The sequence below is a fragment of the Pseudomonas rossensis genome, from assembly GCF_039888995.1.
Taxonomy (GTDB): Bacteria; Pseudomonadota; Gammaproteobacteria; order Pseudomonadales; family Pseudomonadaceae; genus Aquipseudomonas; species Aquipseudomonas rossensis.
In genome coordinates this window covers 1-22,055 of the sequence record NZ_JBBWCB010000094.1, presented here as the reverse complement: position 1 = coordinate 22,055, position 22,055 = coordinate 1, and the positions used below count along the sequence as shown (strand labels likewise).

20 protein-coding genes are annotated in these 22,055 nt (G+C 59.9%); 5 read left to right on the top strand and 15 right to left on the bottom strand.

Annotation, left to right across the window (positions count from 1 at the left end; translation table 11 throughout):
- Positions 1 to 158: 158 nt before the first annotated feature.
- Together WLY71_RS21700 and WLY71_RS21695 are read right to left on the bottom strand one after the other, a co-directional pair.
- On the bottom strand, positions 159 to 3,257 hold the full coding sequence (locus WLY71_RS21700; RefSeq protein WP_347805172.1) for a multidrug efflux RND transporter permease subunit: 3,099 nt from the start codon (positions 3,255 to 3,257) through the stop codon (positions 159 to 161).
- A 15-nt stretch (positions 3,258 to 3,272) separates the two neighbouring features.
- A complete protein-coding gene (locus WLY71_RS21695) occupies positions 3,273 to 4,430 on the bottom strand; it encodes an efflux RND transporter periplasmic adaptor subunit (protein WP_347805171.1) in 1,158 nt (385 codons plus the stop codon).
- A 266-nt stretch (positions 4,431 to 4,696) separates the two neighbouring features.
- Here WLY71_RS21695 and WLY71_RS21690 point away from each other — a divergent pair, with 266 nt between their 5' ends.
- Together WLY71_RS21690 and WLY71_RS21685 are read left to right on the top strand one after the other, a co-directional pair.
- Positions 4,697 to 5,398, top strand: a complete 702-nt coding sequence (locus WLY71_RS21690) for a response regulator (protein ID WP_008155184.1) — start codon at positions 4,697 to 4,699, stop codon at positions 5,396 to 5,398.
- Positions 5,399 to 5,402: 4 nt separating this feature from the next.
- On the top strand, positions 5,403 to 6,704 hold the full coding sequence (locus WLY71_RS21685) for an ATP-binding protein (protein WP_347805170.1): 1,302 nt from the start codon (positions 5,403 to 5,405) through the stop codon (positions 6,702 to 6,704).
- A gap of 191 nt (positions 6,705 to 6,895) precedes the next feature.
- On the opposite strand, the gene pncA is transcribed toward WLY71_RS21685, so the two are convergent.
- From pncA to WLY71_RS21665, 4 genes are read right to left on the bottom strand one after another with little or no spacing between them, the layout of a single operon-like run.
- Entirely contained in the window at positions 6,896 to 7,525 is a 630-nt protein-coding gene (pncA, locus tag WLY71_RS21680) for a bifunctional nicotinamidase/pyrazinamidase (RefSeq protein ID WP_347805169.1), read from the bottom strand.
- A 50-nt stretch (positions 7,526 to 7,575) separates the two neighbouring features.
- Entirely contained in the window at positions 7,576 to 8,352 is a 777-nt protein-coding gene (locus WLY71_RS21675) for an anti-sigma factor family protein (protein WP_347805168.1), read from the bottom strand.
- Positions 8,349 to 8,846, bottom strand: coding sequence for a sigma-70 family RNA polymerase sigma factor (locus WLY71_RS21670; protein WP_403143435.1), 498 nt, complete (start codon positions 8,844 to 8,846; stop codon positions 8,349 to 8,351). Before WLY71_RS21670 ends, WLY71_RS21675 begins: the two co-directional genes overlap by 4 nt.
- A 54-nt stretch (positions 8,847 to 8,900) precedes the next feature.
- Entirely contained in the window at positions 8,901 to 9,437 is a 537-nt protein-coding gene (locus tag WLY71_RS21665; RefSeq protein ID WP_347805167.1) for a hypothetical protein, read from the bottom strand.
- Positions 9,438 to 9,574: 137 nt separating this feature from the next.
- Between WLY71_RS21665 and WLY71_RS21660 the strand changes: the two genes are divergently transcribed.
- Entirely contained in the window at positions 9,575 to 10,348 is a 774-nt protein-coding gene (locus tag WLY71_RS21660) for a class I SAM-dependent methyltransferase (RefSeq protein ID WP_347805166.1), read from the top strand.
- Positions 10,349 to 10,486: 138 nt separating this feature from the next.
- Here the strand turns inward: WLY71_RS21660 and WLY71_RS21655 are convergent, their stop codons facing one another.
- The 5 genes from WLY71_RS21655 to WLY71_RS21635 all read right to left on the bottom strand — a co-directional run bounded on the left by WLY71_RS21655 (position 10,487) and on the right by WLY71_RS21635 (position 15,638).
- Positions 10,487 to 11,437 (bottom strand): D-2-hydroxyacid dehydrogenase family protein, encoded by a 951-nt coding sequence (locus WLY71_RS21655; RefSeq protein ID WP_347805165.1) that lies wholly within the window; start codon positions 11,435 to 11,437, stop codon positions 10,487 to 10,489.
- 13 nt (positions 11,438 to 11,450) lie between these two features.
- Complete coding sequence (locus WLY71_RS21650; RefSeq protein WP_347805164.1) at positions 11,451 to 12,476, bottom strand: alpha/beta fold hydrolase; 1,026 nt, start codon at positions 12,474 to 12,476, stop codon at positions 11,451 to 11,453.
- An 85-nt stretch (positions 12,477 to 12,561) separates the two neighbouring features.
- Positions 12,562 to 12,996 carry a YqaA family protein gene (locus tag WLY71_RS21645; RefSeq protein WP_347805163.1) on the bottom strand — a complete coding sequence of 145 codons (435 nt, stop codon included), beginning with the start codon at positions 12,994 to 12,996 and terminating at the stop codon, positions 12,562 to 12,564.
- Positions 12,996 to 13,442, bottom strand: a complete 447-nt coding sequence (locus WLY71_RS21640) for a DUF411 domain-containing protein (protein ID WP_347805162.1) — start codon at positions 13,440 to 13,442, stop codon at positions 12,996 to 12,998. The genes WLY71_RS21645 and WLY71_RS21640 overlap by 1 nt, the downstream gene beginning before the upstream one ends.
- Before the next feature lie 204 nt (positions 13,443 to 13,646).
- Complete coding sequence (locus WLY71_RS21635) at positions 13,647 to 15,638, bottom strand: methyl-accepting chemotaxis protein (RefSeq protein WP_347805161.1); 1,992 nt, start codon at positions 15,636 to 15,638, stop codon at positions 13,647 to 13,649.
- A 408-nt stretch (positions 15,639 to 16,046) separates the two neighbouring features.
- Here WLY71_RS21635 and WLY71_RS21630 point away from each other — a divergent pair, with 408 nt between their 5' ends.
- The gene (locus WLY71_RS21630; protein WP_347805160.1) at positions 16,047 to 16,577 is read left to right on the top strand and encodes a hypothetical protein; all 531 of its coding nucleotides are present in this window, start codon (positions 16,047 to 16,049) and stop codon (positions 16,575 to 16,577) included.
- A gap of 49 nt (positions 16,578 to 16,626) precedes the next feature.
- On the opposite strand, the gene WLY71_RS21625 is transcribed toward WLY71_RS21630, so the two are convergent.
- Positions 16,627 to 17,622, bottom strand: coding sequence for an aldo/keto reductase (locus WLY71_RS21625; RefSeq protein ID WP_347805159.1), 996 nt, complete (start codon positions 17,620 to 17,622; stop codon positions 16,627 to 16,629).
- 118 nt (positions 17,623 to 17,740) lie between these two features.
- Between WLY71_RS21625 and WLY71_RS21620 the strand changes: the two genes are divergently transcribed.
- Positions 17,741 to 18,667 (top strand): LysR family transcriptional regulator, encoded by a 927-nt coding sequence (locus tag WLY71_RS21620; protein ID WP_347805158.1) that lies wholly within the window; start codon positions 17,741 to 17,743, stop codon positions 18,665 to 18,667.
- On the opposite strand, the gene WLY71_RS21615 is transcribed toward WLY71_RS21620, so the two are convergent.
- The 3 genes from WLY71_RS21615 to WLY71_RS21605 all read right to left on the bottom strand — a co-directional run.
- A complete protein-coding gene (locus WLY71_RS21615; RefSeq protein WP_347805157.1) occupies positions 18,656 to 19,609 on the bottom strand; it encodes a GNAT family N-acetyltransferase in 954 nt (317 codons plus the stop codon). The genes WLY71_RS21620 and WLY71_RS21615 overlap by 12 nt on opposite strands.
- Entirely contained in the window at positions 19,609 to 20,898 is a 1,290-nt protein-coding gene (locus WLY71_RS21610) for a phenylacetate--CoA ligase family protein (protein ID WP_347805156.1), read from the bottom strand. The genes WLY71_RS21615 and WLY71_RS21610 overlap by 1 nt, the downstream gene beginning before the upstream one ends.
- Before the next feature lie 69 nt (positions 20,899 to 20,967).
- Positions 20,968 to 22,055: phenylacetate--CoA ligase family protein (locus WLY71_RS21605; protein ID WP_425589948.1), on the bottom strand; the 1,088-nt coding region annotated here is incomplete at its 5' end.

The window sequence follows — 22,055 nt, the reverse complement described above, 5'->3', positions numbered from 1 at the left end:
CCTTAGCCCAGCGCAGTTCGTTGTGACCACTGGTGAAACCAATGAGGATCCCTGTGGGAGCGAGCTTGCTCGCGATAGCGGCATAACAGCCAACATGGGTATCGACTGTTATGGCCTCATCGCGAGCAAGCTCGCTCCCACAGGGTAGGTGGTGTGGGTTAGAGGTCGTTATGCCGCTTGCGGACCAATTTCATCACCACCACAAAAAACACCGGCACAAACACCACCGCCAGCGTCGCCGTGATCATCCCGCCAATCACCCCCGTACCGATGGCCTGCTGACTGGCCGAACTGGCCCCGGTGGCAATCGCCAGCGGCACCACGCCGAGGATGAACGCCATCGACGTCATCACGATCGGCCGCAGTCGCAGGCGCGCGGCTTGCAGGGTGGCGTCGATCAGGTCATGGCCTTCGTCGTACAGGCTCTTGGCGAATTCGATGATCAGGATCGCGTTCTTCGCCGACAGCCCGATGATGGTGATCAATCCAACCTTGAAGAACACGTCGTTGGGCATCCCGCGAAAAGTCACGGCCAGTACCGCGCCGAGCACGCCAAGCGGCACCACCAGCAGCACCGAGGTCGGAATCGACCAGCTCTCATACAACGCGGCCAGACACAGAAACACGATCAATAGCGACAGCCCGAGCAGGATCGGAGCCTGACTGCCGGACAAGCGTTCTTGCAACGACAACCCGGTCCATTCCTGGCCCAATCCCGCCGGCCCTTGCGCCACCAGCCGTTCGATTTCGGCCATGGCTTCGCCGGTGCTGTGACCGGGCGACGGTTCGCCGGAAATGCTGATCGCCGGGTAGCCGTTGTAGCGAGTCAATTGCGCCGGCCCCTGGGTCCACTTGGCCTGGACGAAGGCCGACAACGGCACCATTTTCCCGACGCTGTTGCGCACGTGAATCTTCAGCAGATCGGCGACCTGACTGCGCTGATCGCCTTCGGCCTGAACCACCACCCGCTGCATCCGCCCCTGATTGGGGAAGTCGTTGATGTAGGCCGAACCGACGGCGGTGGACAGCACATTGCCAATGTCGGCAAAGGAAACGCCCAACGCGTTCGCCTGTTTGCGGTCGACTACCAGTTGCACCTGCGGCGCTTCGGCCAGCGCGCTTTCGCGCACGTTCATCAGGATCGGGCTTTTTTCGGCGGCAGCGAGCAATTCACTGCGTGCCTGCATCAGCGTGGCATGGCCAAGACCGCCACGGTCCTGCAGGCGGAACTCGAAACCGCTGGAGGTGCCAAGACCGTCAACCGGCGGCGGCAGTACCGCAAACGCTACGGCTTCCTTGATCTGGCTCAACGCGATGTTGGCGCGATCGGCAATGGAACTGGCCGAGTCATCGCTGCCCCGATCAGACCAGTCTTTGAGCGTGGTAAACGCCAACGCGGCGTTCTGCCCGCTACCGGAGAAGCTGAAACCGAGAATCACCGTGCTGTCGCCAACGCCCGGCTCGTTAGCGTTGTGGGCTTCGATCTGCTCGACCACCTGCACCGTGCGGTTCTTGCTCGCACCCGGCGGCAGTTGAATGTCGGTGATGGTGTAACCCTGATCCTCCACCGGCAGGAACGAGGAGGGCAGTCGACTGAAGCACACGCCCAATCCGATCAGCAGCACGCCGTAGATCAGCAAGTAACGTCCCGTGCGTTTCAGCGCATAGGCGACCCAGCCCTGATAACGCTCGGTCAGTTGCTCGAAACGTCGGTTGAACCAGCCGAAGAACCCGCGCCTCTCGTGATGTTCGCCCTTGGCAATCGGCTTGAGCAGCGTCGCGCACAACGCCGGGGTCAAGGTCAGGGCGAGGAACGCCGAGAACAGAATCGAAGTCGCCATGGACAGCGAGAATTGCCGGTAAATCACCCCGACCGACCCCTGCATGAACGCCATCGGAATGAACACCGCGACCAGCACCAGCGTGATACCGATGATCGCCCCGGTGATCTGCTTCATCGCCTTGCGCGTTGCCTCTTTGGGCGACAGGCCTTCGGTGGCCATGATCCGCTCGACGTTTTCCACCACCACAATCGCGTCATCCACCAGGATGCCGATCGCCAGTACCATGCCGAACATGGTCAGCACGTTGATCGAGAAGCCGAGGGCCAACATGGTCGCAAAGGTGCCCATCAGCGCCACCGGCACCACCAGGGTCGGAATCAGCGTGTAGCGGATGTTTTGCAGGAACAGGAACATCACCGCAAACACCAGCAACATCGCCTCGCCGAGGGTGTAAACCACCTTGGTGATCGAGACTTTGACGAAGGGCGAGGTGTCATACGGGATCTTGTATTCCACGCCAGCCGGGAAGTAGCGCGCCAGTTCGTCCATCTTCGCCCGCACCAGGGTCGCGGTACTCAAGGCGTTGGCGCCCGGTGCCAACTGCACGCTGACGGCGGTCGACGGTTTGCCGTTGAGGCGGGTGGAGAACTGGTATTCCTGACTGCCGATCTCGACGCGCGCCACGTCTTTGATGCGCACAGTTGAGCCGTCGGGATTGGCTTTCAGGACGATGTCGGCGAATTCTTCCGGTGTCGACAACTGGCCTTTGACCAGAATGGTCGCGGTGATTTCCTGGGTGGTGCGGGTCGGCAAGTCGCCGATGCTGCCCGCCGACACTTGCGCGTTCTGCGCGACGATGGCGGCATTGACGTCGGCCGGGGTCAGGTTGAAACCGATCAGCTTTTGCGGGTCGATCCAGATCCGCATGGCCCGTTCGGCACCGTACAGCTGCGCCTTGCCGACGCCGTCCAGGCGCTTGATCTCGTTCATCACGTTGCGCGCCAGGTAATCGCTGAGCGCCACGTCGTCGAGCTTGCCGTCGCTGGAGGTGAGGGTGATCAGCAGCAGGAAGCCGGCGGAGACTTTCTCCACCTGCAAACCCTGCTGTGTCACCGCTTGAGGCAGACGCGACTCGACCACTTTCAGGCGGTTTTGCACATCGACCTGAGCCATTTCCGGGTCAGTGCCCGGCTGGAACGTCGCAGTGATGGTGGCACTGCCGAGGTTGCTCTGGGATTCGAAATACAGCAGATGGTCAGCGCCGTTGAGTTCTTCCTCGATCAGGCTGACCACGCTTTCGTCCACGGTTTGCGCCGAAGCACCGGGGTACACGGCGTAGATTTCGACTTTCGGCGGCGCTACGTTGGGGTATTGCGCCACCGGCAACTGTGGAATGGCCAGGGCGCCGGCCAACAGGATGAACAGGGCAACCACCCAGGCGAACACCGGGCGATCGATAAAGAACTGCGGCATAAAGAAGCGTCCTGCTTACTGACCAGAAGCCTGGGCAAGTGGAAGAGGGGTGTCGTCGATCTGCACCTGTTCGCCGGGACGAGCGTGCTGCAGGCCTTCGGTGACGATGCGATCACCGGGCTTGAGGCCGCCGGTGACGATCCAGCGATCGTTCTGCACGGCGCCCAGTTCGACCGGTTGCTGGCCGACCCGCTGTTCGGCGTCGAGCAACAGCACTTGGGCGATGCCGGCACTGTCACGCTGAATGGCCCGTTGCGGCACGCTGATGCCTTGGTGATTGACCGCTTGCTCCAGACGCACGCGCACGAAGCTGCCCGGCAGCAAGTCGAGGTCCGGGTTGGGGAATTCGCTGCGCAGAATGATCTGGCCGGTGCCGGGGTCGACGGTGATGTCGGCGAACAGCAACTTGCCGGGCAACGGATAGAGACTGCCGTCGTCCTGGATCAGCGTGGCTTTGGCCTGGTCCTGACCGACCTGCTGCAACTGGCCGGAACGGAACGCCCGGCGCAGGTCGTTGAGTTCGCGGGTCGATTGGGTAAGGTCGGCGTGGATCGGGTTCAGTTGCTGAATCAATGCCAGCGGTGTGGTTTCGTTCTGCCCGACCAGTGCGCCTTCGGTCACCAACGCGCGGCCGATGCGCCCGGAGATCGGCGCCGTGACCGTGGCGTAACCCAGGTTGAGTTTCGCCCGTTCCACGGCGGCTTTGTTCGCAGCGACGTCGGCAGCCGTTTGCCGGGCACTGGCCCGGGCGTTGTCATAATCCTGGCCGCTGATGGCATTGCCTTCGATCAACTGCGCGTAACGCTGCTCTTGCAGGCGCGCCTGGAACGCATTGGCTTCAGCCTTGCGCAGCGCCGCTTCAGCGCTGTCCAGGTCTGCCTTGAACGGCGCCGGGTCGATACGGAACAACACTTCGCCTTTTTTCACATCACTGCCTTCACGGAACGCCCGTTGCAACACCACCCCGGCAACCCGGGCGCGGACTTCGGCAATGCGTGGCGCGGCAATCCGCCCGCTCAGTTCACTGGTGATCGACAGGGGGCTGGCTTGGATGGTTTCGATGCGAACCGTGGCCAGAGGCGCCTGTTCTTCGGCCGTCGAGGCCTTGTCACAAGCGCTCAGCGTCACCGCCAGTGCAATCAGGCTGAGTCTGGCAAGCAGATTCTTTGACATGTAATACCCCAATAATGACCCCCCGCATCCTACGGGGAGGCGACGAGGGTAGCGGTGAAGCTTTGTAGGCGCTGTGTGAAATTGTGTAAGGGTTTTACTCAGGCATGGGCGAGGGCGTATATCCTTGGCGACTTGATTTTTTCTGCGACTGTTATGCCGCTATCGCGAGCAAGCTCGCTCCCACATTTGAAATGCATTCCCCTGTGGGAGCGAGCTTGCTCGCGAAGAGGCCCTAAGCATCGCCACAGCACTTTCTGGAACACCCCATGCCCAACATCCTCCTGGTCGAAGACGACACCGCGCTCTCCGAATTGATTGCCAGTTACCTGGAACGCAACGGCTATAGCGTCAGCGTGATCAGCCGTGGTGACCATGTGCGCGAACGTGCGCGGGTCAATCCGCCGGACCTGGTGATCCTCGACCTGATGCTGCCGGGGCTCGATGGCCTGCAAGTATGCCGCTTGCTGCGCGCCGATTCGGCCACGTTGCCGATCCTGATGCTCACCGCCCGCGACGACAGTCACGATCAGGTGCTGGGCCTGGAAATGGGCGCCGACGACTACGTCACCAAACCCTGCGAACCGCGCGTGTTGCTGGCCCGAGTGCGGACGTTGCTGCGGCGCAGCAGCCTCACCGAACCGCAGACGGCCAACGACCGCATTCTGATGGGTAATCTGTGCATCGACCTGTCCGAGCGCACCGTGACCTGGCGCGAGCAATTGGTCGAACTGTCCAGCGGTGAATACAACCTGCTGGTGGTGCTGGCCCGGCATGCCGGCGAAGTGCTCAGTCGCGACCAGATTCTGCAACGCCTGCGCGGCATCGAGTTCAACGGCACCGACCGCTCGGTGGACGTGGCGATTTCCAAGCTGCGGCGCAAGTTCGACGACCACGCTGGCGAGGCGCGCAAGATCAAGACCGTGTGGGGCAAGGGTTATCTGTTCAGCCGTTCCGAGTGGGAATGCTGAGTCGATGTTCAGAATCCTGTTTCGCCTGTACCTGGTGACCATCGTTTCGTACAGCGCGGCGATCTATCTGGTACCTGACGTGGTGATCAAGGTCTTCCAGGAGCGCTTTGTCACCTACAACCTCGATTATTCGCGCGGGCTGCAAACCCTCATCGTCAAACAGTTTCACGCCGTGCCCCCGGAGCAGTGGTCGGCATTGGCCGCGGAGATGGACAAGGAATTCCAGCCGCTGCACATCGTGCTCACCGGTAACGACGATGCTGATTTCACCCCCGATGAGCGCAAGCGTTTGCAGCGTGGCGAGAACGTCGTGCGCATTGGCGACTGGGGCTGGCGCACCCTGGCGGTGTCGCCGCTGAACGAGCGGACGGTGGTGAAGATGGTCGTGCCGCCGGACCCGATGGACGTCAGCCTGTTGTACTGGAGCATCAACGTGCTGATCGGCGCGACCATGCTCGCCTGCCTGTTGCTGTGGCTGCGCCCGCACTGGCGCGACCTGGAACGCCTCAAAGGTACGGCTGAACGTTTCGGCAAGGGCCACCTGAGCGAGCGCACACAGATTTCCCAAAGCTCCAACATCGGCAGCCTGGCCAATGTCTTCGACACCATGGCCGGCGACATCGAGAACCTGCTTAACCAGCAGCGCGACCTGCTCAATGCCGTCTCTCACGAATTGCGCACGCCCCTGACACGACTGGATTTCGGCCTGGCGCTGGCACTGTCCGACGATTTGCCAGCCGCGAGCCGCGAGCGTCTGCAAGGTCTGGTCGCGCACATTCGCGAACTCGATGAGCTGGTGCTGGAACTGCTGTCCTACAGCCGCCTGCAAAACCCGGCGCGGCTGCCGGAGCGGGTCGAGGTGTCGCTGGATGAATTTATCGACAGCATCCTTGGCAGCGTCGACGAAGAACTGGAATCCCCGGACATCGTTATCGATGTGCTCCTGCACGGACAACTTGAACGCTTCGCCCTCGACCCAAGGCTGACTGCCCGCGCTATTCAGAACCTGCTGCGCAATGCGATGCGCTACTGCGAAAAACGCATTCAGATTGGTGTGCGGGTGTGTGCCAAGGGGGCTGAAATCTGGGTGGACGACGATGGGATCGGTATTCCGGATGAGGAGCGTGAGCGGATTTTCGAACCGTTCTATCGGCTGGATCGCAGTCGGGATCGGGCCACGGGAGGCTTCGGTCTGGGGTTGGCCATCAGTCGTCGGGCGTTGGAAGCACAGGGCGGCACGCTCACCGTTGAAGCATCGCCGCTGGGTGGGGCACGGTTCCGTTTGTGGTTGCCCACCTCAGCCTGACGCATTTTTTGTAGCAGCTGCCGAGCCCGCGAGGCTGCGTTCGAGCCGGGGTCGCGCTCGACCGAAGTCCTCGCCAACCCGACGGATGCGGTTTTCCTGGAAGAACGGGGTGCCTGACTTTACGACTGCTTCGCCCGAGCGCGGACCGAGCCGAACGCAGCCTCGCGCTGCTCGACAGCTGCTACAGGGGGTTAGCCTGGCACTTCGGTTGATTGAATCAACCCAACCTCAGCTCCCTGCATCCGATCGATTGCCGCGGCCAGCGAGCCTTCCAGATCAATCGCCCGACACGCATCCATCACCACAAACGCGTTAAACCCTGCCGCCCGCGCATCCAGTGCGGAAAACATCACGCAGAAATCGAGTGCCAGCCCAACCAGATAGACCGTGTCGACACCGCGCTCCTTCAAGTACCCGGCCAAGCCTGTGGTGGTCGTTCGGTCCGCCTCCAGAAACGCCGAGTAACTGTCGATGTCCGGGTTGCAGCCCTTGCGGATGATCAATTGGGCGTGGGGCAAGTGCAGATCCTTGTGCAACTCGGCACCGGGCGTGGCCCGCACGCAATGGTCCGGCCAGAGCGTCTGTTCGCCGTACGGCAGTTCAATTACATCGTAAGGCTTTCGGTCCGGGTGGCTGGAGGCGAAGGACGCATGTCCGGCCGGGTGCCAGTCCTGGGCGATGATGACTTGGGTGAATCGGGCGCCGAGGCGATTGATCAATGGGACGATCCGGTCGCCCTCCGGCACCGGTAGATGGCCGCCGGGGATGAAGTCGTTCTGTACGTCGATGACCAGCAAGGCTGTGCGTGAAGCAATCGGCATGGGTAGGTTCCTCCTTGGAAATGAGACACCCAGCATAGTGACAAAACGGATCACGCGCTAAGCCGGCCTCTCAACAATTTCGCCATGTCCTCCAGTTCCGCCACCGGGTTATGCCCGATCAACATCCAGGCATGTTGCATGTCAGCCCAATAGACAATGTTCATCCCATGCCGGCGCTCGCGGGTGAAATGCCGGCTGCCGCTGTTGGAGCGGGTGACGCACAGCGCCATGGGGCCGTGCGCCGGGTCCAGGTAGGTGATTTGGGCAATGGCGACGCCGTCGTACTCGAGGATTTGCGCGCGCTTGAACTCGGAGCGTGGCAAGGCCAGTTGCGCCGGCACAAGATTCAGGCCCAGACGCGCATCGATGGTCCGCAGTTGTGCTCGCTGAGCGGCTTCGTCAGTGGGCAAGTGGTCCAGGGTTTGCGGTACGTAAAGCGACATGTACTCGGCTACCAGCCCGCGCCAGTTTTCCTTTTTCTGGCTCAACTGCCAACCGAGGAACAGCCGATCCGCCACCACGCCACTCACCACCAACCCGGCGGCCGCTGCGAGAAACCAGCGCCGATTCATGGCCGGGCGTTCAGGCGCAGGCAGGGTGTCGAGCATTGATTGCAAGCGGTCCACGGGCGCTTGTCGACCCAACTCGTCGTAGGCCTCCTTGAACGGCAGGCTGCTGCGGGCCAGCCATTGCAGGCGCAGGTTGAGCGTTGGGTCTTCAAGGATGGCCGCGTCGATGCGGGTGCGCTGTTCGCTGTCGAGCTGGTGGTCGAGGTAGGCCACCAGTTGCTCATCCGAGGGTATCGTCGGGCGTGCGTGATCATTCATCGACGTTCTCCAGTGGAAGGGTTCGGCACGGTGTGCAATGGCGGGTACTCGGCCAGTTTCGCGCGTGCAGCGGCCAGGCGACTCATGACGGTGCCGATGGGCACGTCCAGCACGTCGGCCACTTCGCGGTAGGACAAACCTTCGACATAGGCGAGAAACACTGTTTCCCGCTGGGTTTCGGGCAGGGCATCCACACGCCTGATCACCTGAGCCGCGAGGACATGGGTTTGCGCCGCGTATTCACCGTCGAACGACAAAGCGTTGTCGGCATCCACCAGCCCCTGTCCATGACGCACTCTTCGGGAGCGAACTTCGTTGAGCCAGATCGAATGCAGAATACTCAGCAACCAGCGGTCCATGCGGGTGCCCGGGACAAACTGCCCGGCTCGCTCGAGTGCCCGCACGCAGGTCGCCTGCACCAGGTCTTCGGCGACATGCCGTTGCCGGGACAACAGCAGGCCGTAGCGCCATAAACGCGCCAGGTGCTGGCCCAGTTCTGCCCGTATTGCCTGATCGCTGGCGATGGCGACCTCCGTCTGCTCGGTGTGTCAGGTTTTCGTTGAATCGTTGATGGCTTCGGCCAGGTCCTGGTATTCCTCGCAGGTGGTGCTGCCGCAGATGGTTTTGATCTGCTGCAACTGCTCCTGAGCGAGGTCCCGCCGACCTTTGATCACATACGCTTCGCCGAGGTATTCGCGAACTTGCGCGTAGTGTGGGTCAAGTTTGACGGATTGCAGGTAATAACCGATGCCTTCGTCGGTGCGCCCCAGTTTACGCGTGGCGTAGCCGCGATAGTTCAAGGCCTTGGCGGTGTTTGGCTGTTTGAGGGTGTCGAGCAGGGCCAGCGCTTCCTTATAACGACCGTCCTTGGCCAGGCGATAGGCATAATCGGTGCGATCGGCGTCCGGTACCAGGCTGCTGGTTTGCTTGAGGCATTTCTGCTGCTTGCTGTCCCAGACCTGGCCTTTGGGGCAATTGGGTTTGGCAGGCTCTTCTTCGTCGTCGCCGTTAGCCAACGCAAGCGAGCTGGAGAACGCGACGGCGAGCAACAGCGGGGCGGTGAAAACAGCAAAACGGATAGTCATGGGCAATTCTCCTGGTCGGTGAGAGATGAACACCACAGGGTGAACAATTATTCATTTCTTTCTGGCGGTCTGTGCAAGGAAAGCTCAAATCGAGGCGCTATGCTCGACAGCATTCGTTGTCGATCTGGAGCACTGCCATGAAAGATCAGGCCCATCACTCGGCGGCTGCCGGCTATAAAACCGGCGCCGAGATCTACGTTCGCGGTCGTCCGGACTATCCGCCGCAAGTGGCCGATTGGCTGACGGGCACTCTTGGTTTGCACGCGGACAAAACCGTGGTTGATCTGGGCGCCGGCACTGGCAAGTTCACCGGTCGGCTGGTGGCGACCGGTGCGCAAGTGGTTGCGGTGGAGCCAGTGGCGCAGATGCTCGAGAAATTGTCCGAAGCCTTCCCAGAAGTGCTGGCCGTCAGCGGCACCGCCATGGACCTGCCGCTGCCGGATGCGTCGGTAGACGTGGTGATCTGCGCTCAGGCCTTTCACTGGTTTGCCAGCACCGAAGCACTGACCGAAATTGCCCGTGTACTCAAACCCGGCGGCAAGCTGGGGCTGGTGTGGAATCAGCGCGATTCCCGGGCGAGCTGGGTGCCGAAACTGGATGCGATCGTCAATGCGCTGGAGGGCGATACGCCGCGCTATTACACGGGAGCCTGGCGGCAGGCGTTTGCGCATGCGGCGTTCGGACCGCTGGCAGAACAGCGTTTCAGCCATGGGCATATAGGTTCGCCGGAAGATGTGATTTTCAACCGCGTGCGCTCCACCAGTTTTGTGGCGGCATTACCAGCGGAGGAGCGGGCGAAGGTTGACGAGCAGATCAGGGCGATGATCGCGGCGGAGTCTGACCTGCGTGGGAGAGACGTAGTCACGGTGCCCTATGAGACGGCGGCGTTTGTGGCGGTGAAAGGCGGTTAGCCAGACCGCAACTTTGTGGGAGCGAGCTTGCTCGCGATGGCGGACTTTCAGCCAACATTGACTTTGAATGTGTCGGCCCATCGCGAGCAAGCTCGCTCCCACAAGGTCTGCGGTGTGCAAGTGCTTAACTGATTGCTATCAGCTCAGTACGCGAATCGGCTCTCCCGCTGACCAGGCCTGAATGTCCTCAATCATCTGCGAAAAGAACTGGTGGTAGTTCTGCTGGCTGACATACCCGACGTGGGGCGTGGCCAGCACATTGTCCAGGGTTCTGAACGGATGATGAGCGGGCAAGGGTTCCTGCTCGAAGACATCCAGCGCAGCGCCTGCCAGTCGCCGTTTCTGCAACGCCTTGATCAACGCGGCCTCATCGACAATCGGACCACGGGCAGTGTTGACCAGCAGCGCCGAGGGTTTCATCCAGTCCAGCGCCTGGGCGTCCACCAAGCCACGGCTACGATCGCTGAGCACCAGATGGACCGACAGCACATCGGCCTGTTCGAACAGTTCCTGTTTGCTGACGTAGGTCACGCCGACTTCGGCTGCGCGCTCGGCGCTCAGGTTCTCGCTCCAGGCAATCACCCGCATGCCGAACACCTGACCGAACTGGGCAACGCGAGTGCCGATGCTGCCCAGACCCAGGATCGCCAGGGTCTTGCCGTGCAGGTCGCCACCCAGGCATTGCTGCCATAAACCGGCGCGCAGGGCGTTGGCTTCGACCACCAGGTTGCGGGTCGCCGCCATGATCAGCGCCCAGGTCAGTTCCGGCGCGGCGTGCTTGTAGCTGTCAGTGCCACAAACCTGGATACCCTGCGCGGCGGCTTTCAGGTCCAGGGCGGCGTTACGCATGCTGCCGGTGACCAGCAGCTTGAGTTTCGGTAAGCGCCGCAGCAGGTCCTCATCGAACCGGGTGCGCTCGCGCATCACGCAGATCACCTCGAACTCGCCCAACCGTGCCGCCAGGGTTTCGTTGTCGGCAGGGTAGTCATGGATGAAGCTTACCTGGCCGATGTGGTCCAGCACCGACCAGTCCACCACATCACGGGCCACGTCCTGCCAGTCATCAATCACCGCAATCTGCACTGCCATCACCCTTACCTCATCAATGAACGGGGTTGGTTTTGTTCAGCCAGGCGAGCAGGGCCTGGTGGAATTGCGCCGGTTCTTCCATTTGCGGCGCGTGGCCCATGCCGGGGAATTCAACCAGGGTCGACTGGGGAATCAGTTTCGCCACCTGCTTGCCGAGCACGTCGTAGTGACCGATTTTCGCCTTGACCTCGGGCGGTGCGATGTCGCTGCCGATGGCCGTGGTGTCGGACGTACCGATCAGCAGCAGGGTCGGCACCTTCAGGTCCTTGAACTCGTAGTACACCGGTTGGGTGAAGATCATGTCGTAGATCAGCGCCGAATTCCACGCTACCTGGGTTTTACCCGGGCCTTTGCTCAGGCCCGCATACATGTCCACCCAGCGGTCAAACTCGGGTTTCCAGCGGCCGTCGTAATAGGTACTGCGTTGATAGTCATGGATGCCTTGTACGGTGACCTTCAACTCGCGCTCATACCATTGATCAACGGTGCGATAGGGCACGCCGAGGGCTTTCCAGTCTTCCAGTCCGATGGGATTGACCAGCGCCAGTTGCTCGACCTGATCGGGATATTGCAAGGCATAACGAGTGGCGAGCATGCCGCCGGTGGAATGCCCGAGAACACTGGCCTTCTGAATGCCCAGGGCCTTGAGCAGTTGCTGGGTGTTGGTTGCCAGTTGCTGGAAACTGTACTGATAGTTGTCCGGTTTACTGGAGGTGCAGAAACCGATCTGATCTGGGGCGATGACCCGGTAACCGGCCTCGCTCAGGGCCTTGATCGAAGTGTCCCAGGTGGCACCGCAGAAGTTCTTGCCGTGCATCAGCACCACGCTGCGTCCATTGGCCTTGCCGTGGGCGGCGACATCCATGTAACCCATTTGCAGGGATTTGCCCTGGGACTCAAAGGCAAAATGCTTGACCGTGTAGGGGTACTCGAAGCCTTGCAGCTCCGGGCCATATTCCGGGCCTTCGGCGTGGGCGATGACAGGCAATGCAGCGGTCAGCAGCAGGCCGGGCAGCCAGCGGGAGCGGGTGAGGGACATGGGTGAACTCCATTGGAAATCGGCCGATGCTGGATCGGCATGATTAGGGCGACATTAAACACAGGCAATCGCCGTGAATAATCGTTCAACCCATCCAGCCCAATGTGGCCATGGCCAACACACCATAACGGGCGCCTTTGGCAAGGGTCACGATCAGCAGGAATCGCCCCAGCGGCTCGCGCATTACGCCGGCCACCAGGGTCAGCGGATCACCGATCACAGGCACCCAGCTCAGCAGCAATGACCAATGACCGTAACGCTGATAATGGACTCGGGCTTTTTCCAGATGGCGCGGGCTGACCGGAAACCAGCGCCGATCACGAAACCGCTCGATACCGCGCCCCAGCCACCAGTTCACCAGCGACCCCAGAACATTGCCCAATGTCGCCACGGCTAGCAGCGACCAGAGCCAATACTTGCCGCTGAGCAACAGCCCCACCAACACCGCTTCGGACTGCAAGGGCAGCAAGGTTGCCGCACCGAATGCGGCGAAGAACAGCCCGATGTACGCACCGAACATCAATGGGCGGGGTAGTCCGCCACTACCACGTCAGTGCCGTCTTTTTTCAGACCGATCACTTGATACGCATCGCTCATGCCGTCCATTTCCATGCCCGGCGACCCCATGGGCATACCGGGTGCGGCCACGCCCAACAGATCGTCGCGCTTGCTCAAGGCCAGCACCTGATCGGCAGGGACATGACCTTCAACGAATTTGCCGTTGATCAAACCGGTATGGCACGACGCCAGACGCGGAGGCACGCCGTGCTGTTGCTTGAATTCGCTCATATTGGCTTCGACGTGATCCTCGACTTTGAAGCCGTTGGCTTCCAGATGGCTGATCCATTTTTTGCAGCAACCGCAATTGGCATCGCGGTGAACCTCGATCGGGATCAGGTCGGCGGCCTGGGCCAGGGAGGAAATGAACAGGGCGCTCAGGGCGACCAGACGCAGGTGGGTTCGCATGGGGAATCTCGTTTCGAATTGCGGCCAAAAAAATGCATTCTGACCATTTTTTTTGGCCTGGCATTCAAGGAGTGTTTCGAAGTAATACAAAACTGGCCAGCCTTGATCATCGTAGATCAAAGCTGTCAGTCAGATGAGGCGCACATTACAAGATTGTCAGGTTGGCCGCTGAGTGCCGGGGACGGCACTCAGGGTAGGGCAGAATTAACGAACTCTGAACCGCCCCATGATCGCGCTGACGCGACTGTTGGCTTCCAGCAGTTGTTGGGTATTGAGCTCGCTGGCCTGGCCGCTTTTCACCAGTTCGTCGACCATGTGACGGATTTGCACCATGCTGCGGTTGATCTCTTCGGTCACCGCGCTTTGCTGCTCGGCGGCCGTGGCGATCTGGGTGCTAAGGCTGTTGATGTGGCTGACGTTGCCGGCCATTTCATCCAGACCGGTGTTGACCCGTGCCGTGGCATCAGCGGCCGACTGGCAGCTGGTCTGGGTGTTTTCCATGGCGGTTACCGACGAACTCACACCCTGCGTCAGGCGGGTGAGCATTTCATTGATTTGCGACGTACTGGCCTGAGTGCGGGCGGCGAGGGCGCGGACTTCATCGGCAACTACGGCAAAACCGCGGCCCTGTTCGCCGGCGCGGGCGGCTTCGATGGCAGCGTTGAGGGCCAACAGGTTGGTTTGCCCGGCAATGGCGCCGATGACCCCGAGAATCTCGGTGATGCGTTGAGCGTCCTGTTGCATGCTTTCGACTTTATGGGTTGCGCTGGCCACTTCGTCGATCAGCGCAATCACGCTGCTGGACGCTTCGCCCACCACGACCCGCGAACGGTCGGCGTTTTCGTTGGCGCGCTGGGTGAAGGCAGCGGTTTCGGCGGCGTTTTGCGCAACGCTTTCGGCGGTCGAACTCATCTCGGTGATGGCGGTGACGGTCTGATCGGTTTCCGAGGCGTGACGCACCAGTATCTGGCTGGTGTGGGCGGAGGTGCGTTGCAGGTTATCCAGGCTGGAGGCCATGGCGCCGGTGGCCAGGGTGACTTCGCCGATCATGTTCTGCAAGTAGGTGATGAAGGCGTTGACCGAGTGGCCGATGGCGCCCAGTTCGTCTTCGGCGCGAATGGTGATGCGTTTGGTCAAGTCGGCGTCACCGGCTGACAGTGCGTCGATGTTGGCCTTCAGGGCTTTCATACGCTGGACCAGTTGGCGAATCGCATAGATCTGTAGCAACACTAGCAGGATCACCATCGGGATTTGCAGCAGGCTCAGGGTGCTGAGCACGTCGTCGCGCTGGGCGGTGATCAGCTTGGTCGGCAGGGCGGTGGCGAGGAACCAGGGTGTGCCTTCGATCGGGCGCATGAAGAAGGTGCTGGCTTCGCCGTTGTTGTCGAACTCGCCCCGCTGCGACTGGTCACGGTTTTGCAAGCCGGCCTTCACCTGGGTAGCGAACGGCGAGTTGCCGGCCAGCTCACTGATGTTCTTCAGTACGATCGGCCCGCTGATGCGCGAACTGTTGCTGATGATCTTGCCGTCGGCTTCGACGATCAGCATTTCGGCGCCGAGGTCTTTCTCCTTGCGTGCCACCAGGTCATTGAAAAAACCCAGGGTCACGTCGATGGTCGACACGCCGTAGGCCGCGCCATTCTTCTGGATGGCCATGGCGCAGTTGGTGCGTGGCTCGGCGCTGGCGTCATCTTTATAGGCTGCCGCCCACGCGCATTGGCCGCGCGGGGTTTGCATGCCGCCTTTGTACCAGGTCTGGTCGTAGTAGTTGGGCGCGGCATCGCTGTTCCAAAAGGTGTTAACGGCCAGTTTTCCCAAGGCATCCCGGTGCCAGAACGTGCTGAACTTGTTGCGCCCGGCTTCGCGCTGACCGGGCAGCGGCCAGATCCCGCCGCCGAACACTTTCAGCTCGCCGTACTGGTCGACCAGGCCCGGCAGGACGGTGTCGATGACGGCGCTGTCGAGCAGGGGAATGGTCTGGGTGATGCTTCGCTGTTGCGCCTGAACCTTGTTCAGTTCGCCCTGGATTTGCTCGGCGACTTCGGCAATTCGGTTGAGGGCCACTTGTTCTTCGGTGTGACGCAGCTTCGGTGCGACCAATTGGCTGATGCCGACCACTGTCAGCACGGACAACAGCAGGATGAACAGGACCAGAAACAGCGTGTAACGAGCCTGAATGGTACGGAATGCGGGCATGGGACCGGTCCTTAGTGCAGCGTTCTTGTTGTGGTCGTCGGTATGAAGTCGACGCTTCCAAGGGCTATCGGCTCGCGAAAGCCGAGCTTTAGGTACCATCGTGCAGGAACGGTGCGGGGTGACGGGCGGTGCGCGGTATAGTGATGGATACAAACTAACTAACCAAAGCGAACGTACCACTTGGTTAGTTGCTATTTCACTTTCCAAGTTAATGCCTGGATCAATGAAAAAGGGCAATTGCCCGGTTGTATCGTAAATGTACGAGAATTGTAAAAAGTCGGAAATAATTGTTGGTGTGGCTAGTGGCCAGGCTGATACTCGCGCGCTCTAAACCAGATTAAACAAGGAACTTTTTATGGTCGCCTCACACGGACGTCTGCATCAGATAGCGCAGTCGGGAGTTCGGTCATGACTATCGGCTATACCGGGGCCTGGACTTCCAAGGCAGGTTTGCTGGTCAAGGACACGGGCGCCGGCAAGCCTGTGACGCACAGCGCCAAGGTCAAGCAAATGCTGGCATTGGTGGGAAGCGATCCCAGCGTGCTCAACACGAAATTGATGGATGAGCAGAAACTGCACAGAAACATCAAAGGCTTCGACCCGGAAAACGTCACCCCCAAACAACTGGGCAATCTCAGTGCCTTCTTGAAAGCCAAAGGCCTGATTTCTGATATTACCTCGATGACGCTAATCAACGCCGGTGACAAGTTTGACCGGTTCGGCGTACAGAAAGACCCGGATGCGAAATTCAACGCACTGGAGTATTTCGCCACCCAACTGGACACCATTCAGAACAACAGTATCAGGGGTGACAAGTACGCCGTGGGCCTGATCCCTGAATACAAAACGGCGATCTACGTGCTGCAGAATTTACAAACTTACGGCAAGGGTAACGGCACGACGGTGCCGACCGACAAGGGCGTCAGCTCCAAGGCGTGACGCCCGATTGTCCTGGCCCACTCAACTTGTCGAATGGGCCAGGTGTCGGTTACCGGTCAAGCAACTTCATGACTTCCTCCGGGTAACGTAAGCCAGCCGTGGCATTGGCCGGGAATATTGCTTCCAGCGCTTGCAAGTCGTCGCCGCTAAGCTTCACATCCAGTGCGGCCACATTTTCTTCCAGGTATTTACGCTGTTTGGTTCCCGGAATCGGGATCACGTAATCACCCTGAGCCAGTACCCATGCGAGCGCCAGTTGGCCGGCGGTCACGCCTTTTTCTGCGGCCAGGTCCTGCACTTGCTGCACCAGCAACAGATTTTTGGCGAAATTCTCGCCTTGAAAACGCGGGCTGAAGCGCCGGTAGTCGTCTGCCGCGAAATCATCAGGACTTTTCAGCGCTCCGGTGAGAAAGCCACGACCCAAAGGGCTGTAGGGGACGAAGGCAACCCCCAGACGCTGACACGCGGCCAGACAACCGTTTTCCTCTTGATCACGGCTCCACAACGAATACTCACTTTGCAGTGCACTGATCGGATGAATCTTGTGTGCCCGCTCAAGTGTTGCGACCGAGGCTTCGCTCAAACCCAGGTACCGAACCTTGCCGGCTTTCACCAGGTCGGCCATGGCGCCGACGGTTTCCTCGATGGCCACCTGCGGATCGATGCGGTGCTGGTAGTACAAATCCAGGGTCTCGACACCAAGGCGCTTGAGGGTGCCGTCGATAGAGGCGTGAATGTACTCCGGTCGGCCGTTGACGCCCCGCGCAACCGGATTGGCCGGGTCGCGGACGATGCCGAATTTGCTGGCCAGAAACACCTGGTCGCGTTTGCCGACGATGGCCTTGCCGATCAGTTCTTCATTGGTGTGCGGGCCATACATGTCAGCGGTGTCGAGCAGGTTGATCCCCAACTCCAGCGCGCGGTGCAGAGTGGCCGTGGCTTCGCGGATGTCCACGCCAGTCGTGTAGAAATCGCTCATGCCCATGCAGCCCAGACCTATCGCGCTCACTTGTGGACCGTTTTTGCCCAGTTGACGTGTTTGCATGAAATCAGCTCCTTGTGAATGTGGAGTCCATTGTTGACCTCGACAGAAACAAGATAAACCGGCTAAAACTGCTATCACTGTTCGTAATTTCTAAATAATCAGCCGGTAAGCAAAAGCAATGGACCGTTTTAACGCGATGCGCGTGTTCACCCGAATCGTCGAACTGGGAGGCTTTGCCAAGGCGGCGGATAGCCTGCAATTGCCCCGGGCCTCAGTGACCATTCTGATCAAGCAGCTGGAGGCGCATCTCGGTGTGCAGCTGCTGCAACGCACGACGCGGCAGATCAGCCTGACGCTCGACGGTGCGGCCTATTACCCTCGTTGCGTACGGTTGCTGGCGGACCTGGAGGAAACCGAAGCGGTGTTCAGTGCTGCACGCAACAACCCCAAGGGGCTGTTGCGCGTGGACATGCCGGCGGGCGTGGGACGCTTGATGGTGATCCCGGCATTACCGCAATTTACTGCTCGATACCCCTTGATGGAGCTGGAAATCGGCTTGAATGACCGGCCAGTCGACCTGATACGCGAAGGCGTCGATTGCGTGTTGCGGGGCGGCGACTCACTGGACGATTCACTGGTGGCGCGGCCGTTGGCCATGCTGGACCAGGTCACGTGTGCCAGCCCCGACTACTTGAAGCGATTCGGAACGCCCCAGTTTCTGGCTGACCTTGAAGGCCATCAGATGGTGGAGTACTTCTCCAGCAGCAATGGCAAGCGTTATGGGCTGGAATTCATGGTCAATGATCAGGTTCAGGCCATAAATCTACCCAAGCAAGTCTCGGTCAACAGCGCCGATGGTTACCTGGCCGCTTGTGAGGCGGGGTATGGTCTGGTCCAGACCCCGTATTACCACGTCGCCCGCAAGCTGAGCGAAGGCCGTTTGTGTGAAGTCCTCAGGACGGTGCCGACACCGGGGATGCCGCTGACGGCGCTCTACCCGCCGCACCGCCAGTTGTCCCGGCGGGTGAGGGTGTTTGTTGACTGGCTGTTGGAGCTTTGCGCGCAGCCGGGCAATGACTTTTATCGAAAAGACTCACGCGGCTGAGCGGGTTCTGTTCAGCGCTTCGGCGCTACTCTGCGTGTTGGCGTTTTGCTGTAAGTCGTCATGCAAGCGTTGCATGTGCGGGCAGTGCAGGTTGAGGTGTCGAGACTGCGCCCCTCGATGAAACAGCGCGAACCACCCATTGGTGTTTGATGTAGGCATCACCCCGGTAAAGGTGAAGCCAAGGGCCGCCAAATTGCGAAAGTCCTGGGCAAAGTGCCGTGATAACTGAAGTTTGGCCGAGATCAGCCAGTGCCTGGGCAATTGCCGGATCTGCTCAAGCAGACGTTTGGTCAAACGCTGAATGACCATGTCGAATCTTTTATGGTGTTGCTTGAGTTGCAAGGGCAGAGAAGACAACGGCGTCGTGTCCGGATGAGTCCCGAACACGGAACACACGTGCTGCATAAACCCCCGGCAGCTGTCAGGCCATGGGATGTCGGGGAGTGGACGCGTATGTCCTTCGACTACATGACAACCCATCACGATGGTTTCCGGCAGCGGCTCAGCGAAGGGCGAAGGGACGTAGTCAGGAAGCAAACCCGTGCTGTGGAAGCCGATGTTTGCTGCCATGCGTTGCGTGTAGGGATGGTGTGTCACTTGTTTGATCGAGACGCTCTTGAACCCCATGGAACCTGACCGCGACAGCAACTCCCGTCCCAGACGGGTCGCGATACTCTGCCCCTGCGCGGCGGGATGCACCACACTGAGGGCCAGCTCGGTGGTGTCCGCAGGTGTGTCATGGCACAACGCAGCATGCCCCAGAACGCGCACGTCGCCCACCGCCAGCATCGACTTCCAGCGCCCCTCGGCATTGTGCTGATTGATCATATTCGGCAAGTAAACATCCGGCTGAACGTAATGATCGCCATAGACCTCGCGAAACAACTGGCTCACGGCACGTGCGTCGGAGGGCCGATAGGGTCGAAAAATCAAATGCGGCATCATGCGGGCTCCGGCGACGGTGCGTCATACCCGCGCAAGTCCAGGACCCGCAGTTGTTTGCCGGAACGTGGGTGAAGCTTCAGGGCTGTGACATCGCAGGACAGCACTCGCAGCTCCAACAGGCCCTCGCGGCTCAGTTCCTCGATGGCGCGATAGTGTTCAACCAGCGCCTCGTACAACTCTCGGCACACCGGTACGATGGCCATTGATAGCGCTGAGGGAACCCACTTCACACTCAAAATATCTTTGTATCCGTCATGTTCGATCAGCAATTGCCATTGGTCGTTGTGGGCAATGCGTTGGACGATCTCGTGGATGTCATCGATCAGCAGCGACAGCACACCCACCCGCACTCGCTGGCTGTGCGCGCTACGTCCTTTGAGGGCGAATTTACGCCTTGGGGTTGAGCCGGGTTCGCGCCAGCACGCGCGGTCGCCCACCGGATAACGCAGCAGTGGCATGAGCCGTCGAGTCAGATTGGTCACCACCAATAATCCGGTGCGATCGCATTCTTCGATGACTTCACCGGTGAATTCATCGACGATCTCCAGAACGGTGTGTGGTTCAAACACCCGATGCTCGCCCAAGGCGCAGTCGCGGTCGCTGGCCCCGATAAGGCCGGCGTCTACACTGGCGTAGCCAATGGAAGCAATGCGCACGTTGGGAAACACGTCGGTGAGGATTGCCAACTGCGGGGCAAACAGGCTTTCGCCGCCGTACAGCAACGTATCAACCCCGCACAGTACTCGCCGATGCTGGTTCAGGTAGGCCGCGAATCGCAGCAGCTGTGCCGGGACACCGACCAGCACGTTGATCCGATGCTGATCAATCGCATCGGCCAGTACGTCCAGTTCGACTTGCCCGGAAAACGGAAACTCGCAGATGGATCGCCTGACATGTGCCAGGGAGTCGTGGATGAACAGAAAACTGGCGTAAAGATCACCGGAAAAAAACAGATTGGCGACACGGTCACCGTCGTTCAGCTGAGAGGAGAAACTTTCTCCGAACGTACTGACCAGTTCTTGCCATTCGTTATAGGTGTACACCGTCAGTTTGCCCTGGCTGGTCGATCCGCCGGTTTTAAACAGCAGCGCATCGTCGACCTTTCCGGTCAGGACTGGCCAATGACTCAAGTCATTGCTGTCAGACCAATAGTCCATGGCGTTGGTGAGCGGTATATCTTGTAACGTAACGCCCTGCGGCGGTAAGTTTTCCAGTTGCTGGCGGTAGAAGTTTGAATGTTGCCGTATGTAAGGCAGCAGTTGTTCGAGCGAATAAGTTGATTTCACTGGGTTCTCTCTTTTTTATATCAGGCGTCTAGACGGTTAAAAGCAAGTTGTGAGTGGCTGGTGGTATTTTTATTTTCTTTTATCAATAACCAAGGGTGTTTTGCCGCTGTGTTTGTTTCGAGTGAAAGCTTGCTCTGTGCACACTTGAACTTCGACAGTTAACAGTTTGGCGTTTACGGCATTTGCCAGTGCTTCATGGCTCAGCAATGCGTTGCGAACCTGGTTGATGTCTGCATCCGTTAGAACGTTGAGTCGCTCGACGCCATCAGGGGTGTGGTCGAGAACAATCTGAATGGGTGCGCCGACGGCATCCTGCAGAGCCGAAGGCGAAATGAACTCCGTGCCCATTCGAACCAGTTTGCCGTGGCGTTGGAGCAGTTCGAACCGGGGTGAGTCCAACCCGCACGGACAGGCTCCGGGTATCCAGCGACCGGTGTCGCCCACGTCATACCGGCGTACGGTTTGGCCTTGCCGCGCTCGTGAAGTAAACAGCAGGCGACCGATCTCATTAGCCTGAACCGGTTCATCCCGTTCGATCTGCACAATTTCCAGATGCTGGGTGTCGCACATCAAGTGAAACACCCCGTTCGCGGTGGCTGCGCACGCATGCCCCAAGGGACCGGCGTCGACGGAGCCATAGATCGCCGAGCGGATCATCGAGACCCCGCAGCTTTCCATGAGGCTCAGGCTGGTTTGGCCCGGATGCTCGCCGCCGAGGAACACTTTGCCAATACCTGCGTACGTGCGGAGTCGGGCCTGCTCGTTGAAGAACAGACGGTGCAAGGTGCTCGGCATGCCAATCAGCACGGTGACACGCTGGTCAACGATCAGTTGGGCGATTTCGCTGAAATCATCGTCCTGAGGCGCACCCATGGGGAAGTGTGAGACGCCCATCTGTTCCAGTATTTTGGTAAAACTGAGGAAACCTCCGTACAGGCTGCCGCCGTAAAACAGGTTCATGACCCGGTCCTGTGAAGGATCGAGCCCGGCGGCGAACAGGCCGTCTGCCGCTGCGCGCATCTGCCGTTGAAAGTCGCGATAGCTGAAACCGGCGAGGGCCGGAGTGCCGCTGCTCCCTCCTGAGCGAAAATACAATTGCGCCGTGGCGCCCATCGGCTGTGTCGTGAAGGTGTTTTTGTCCATGATCGGCGCATGGG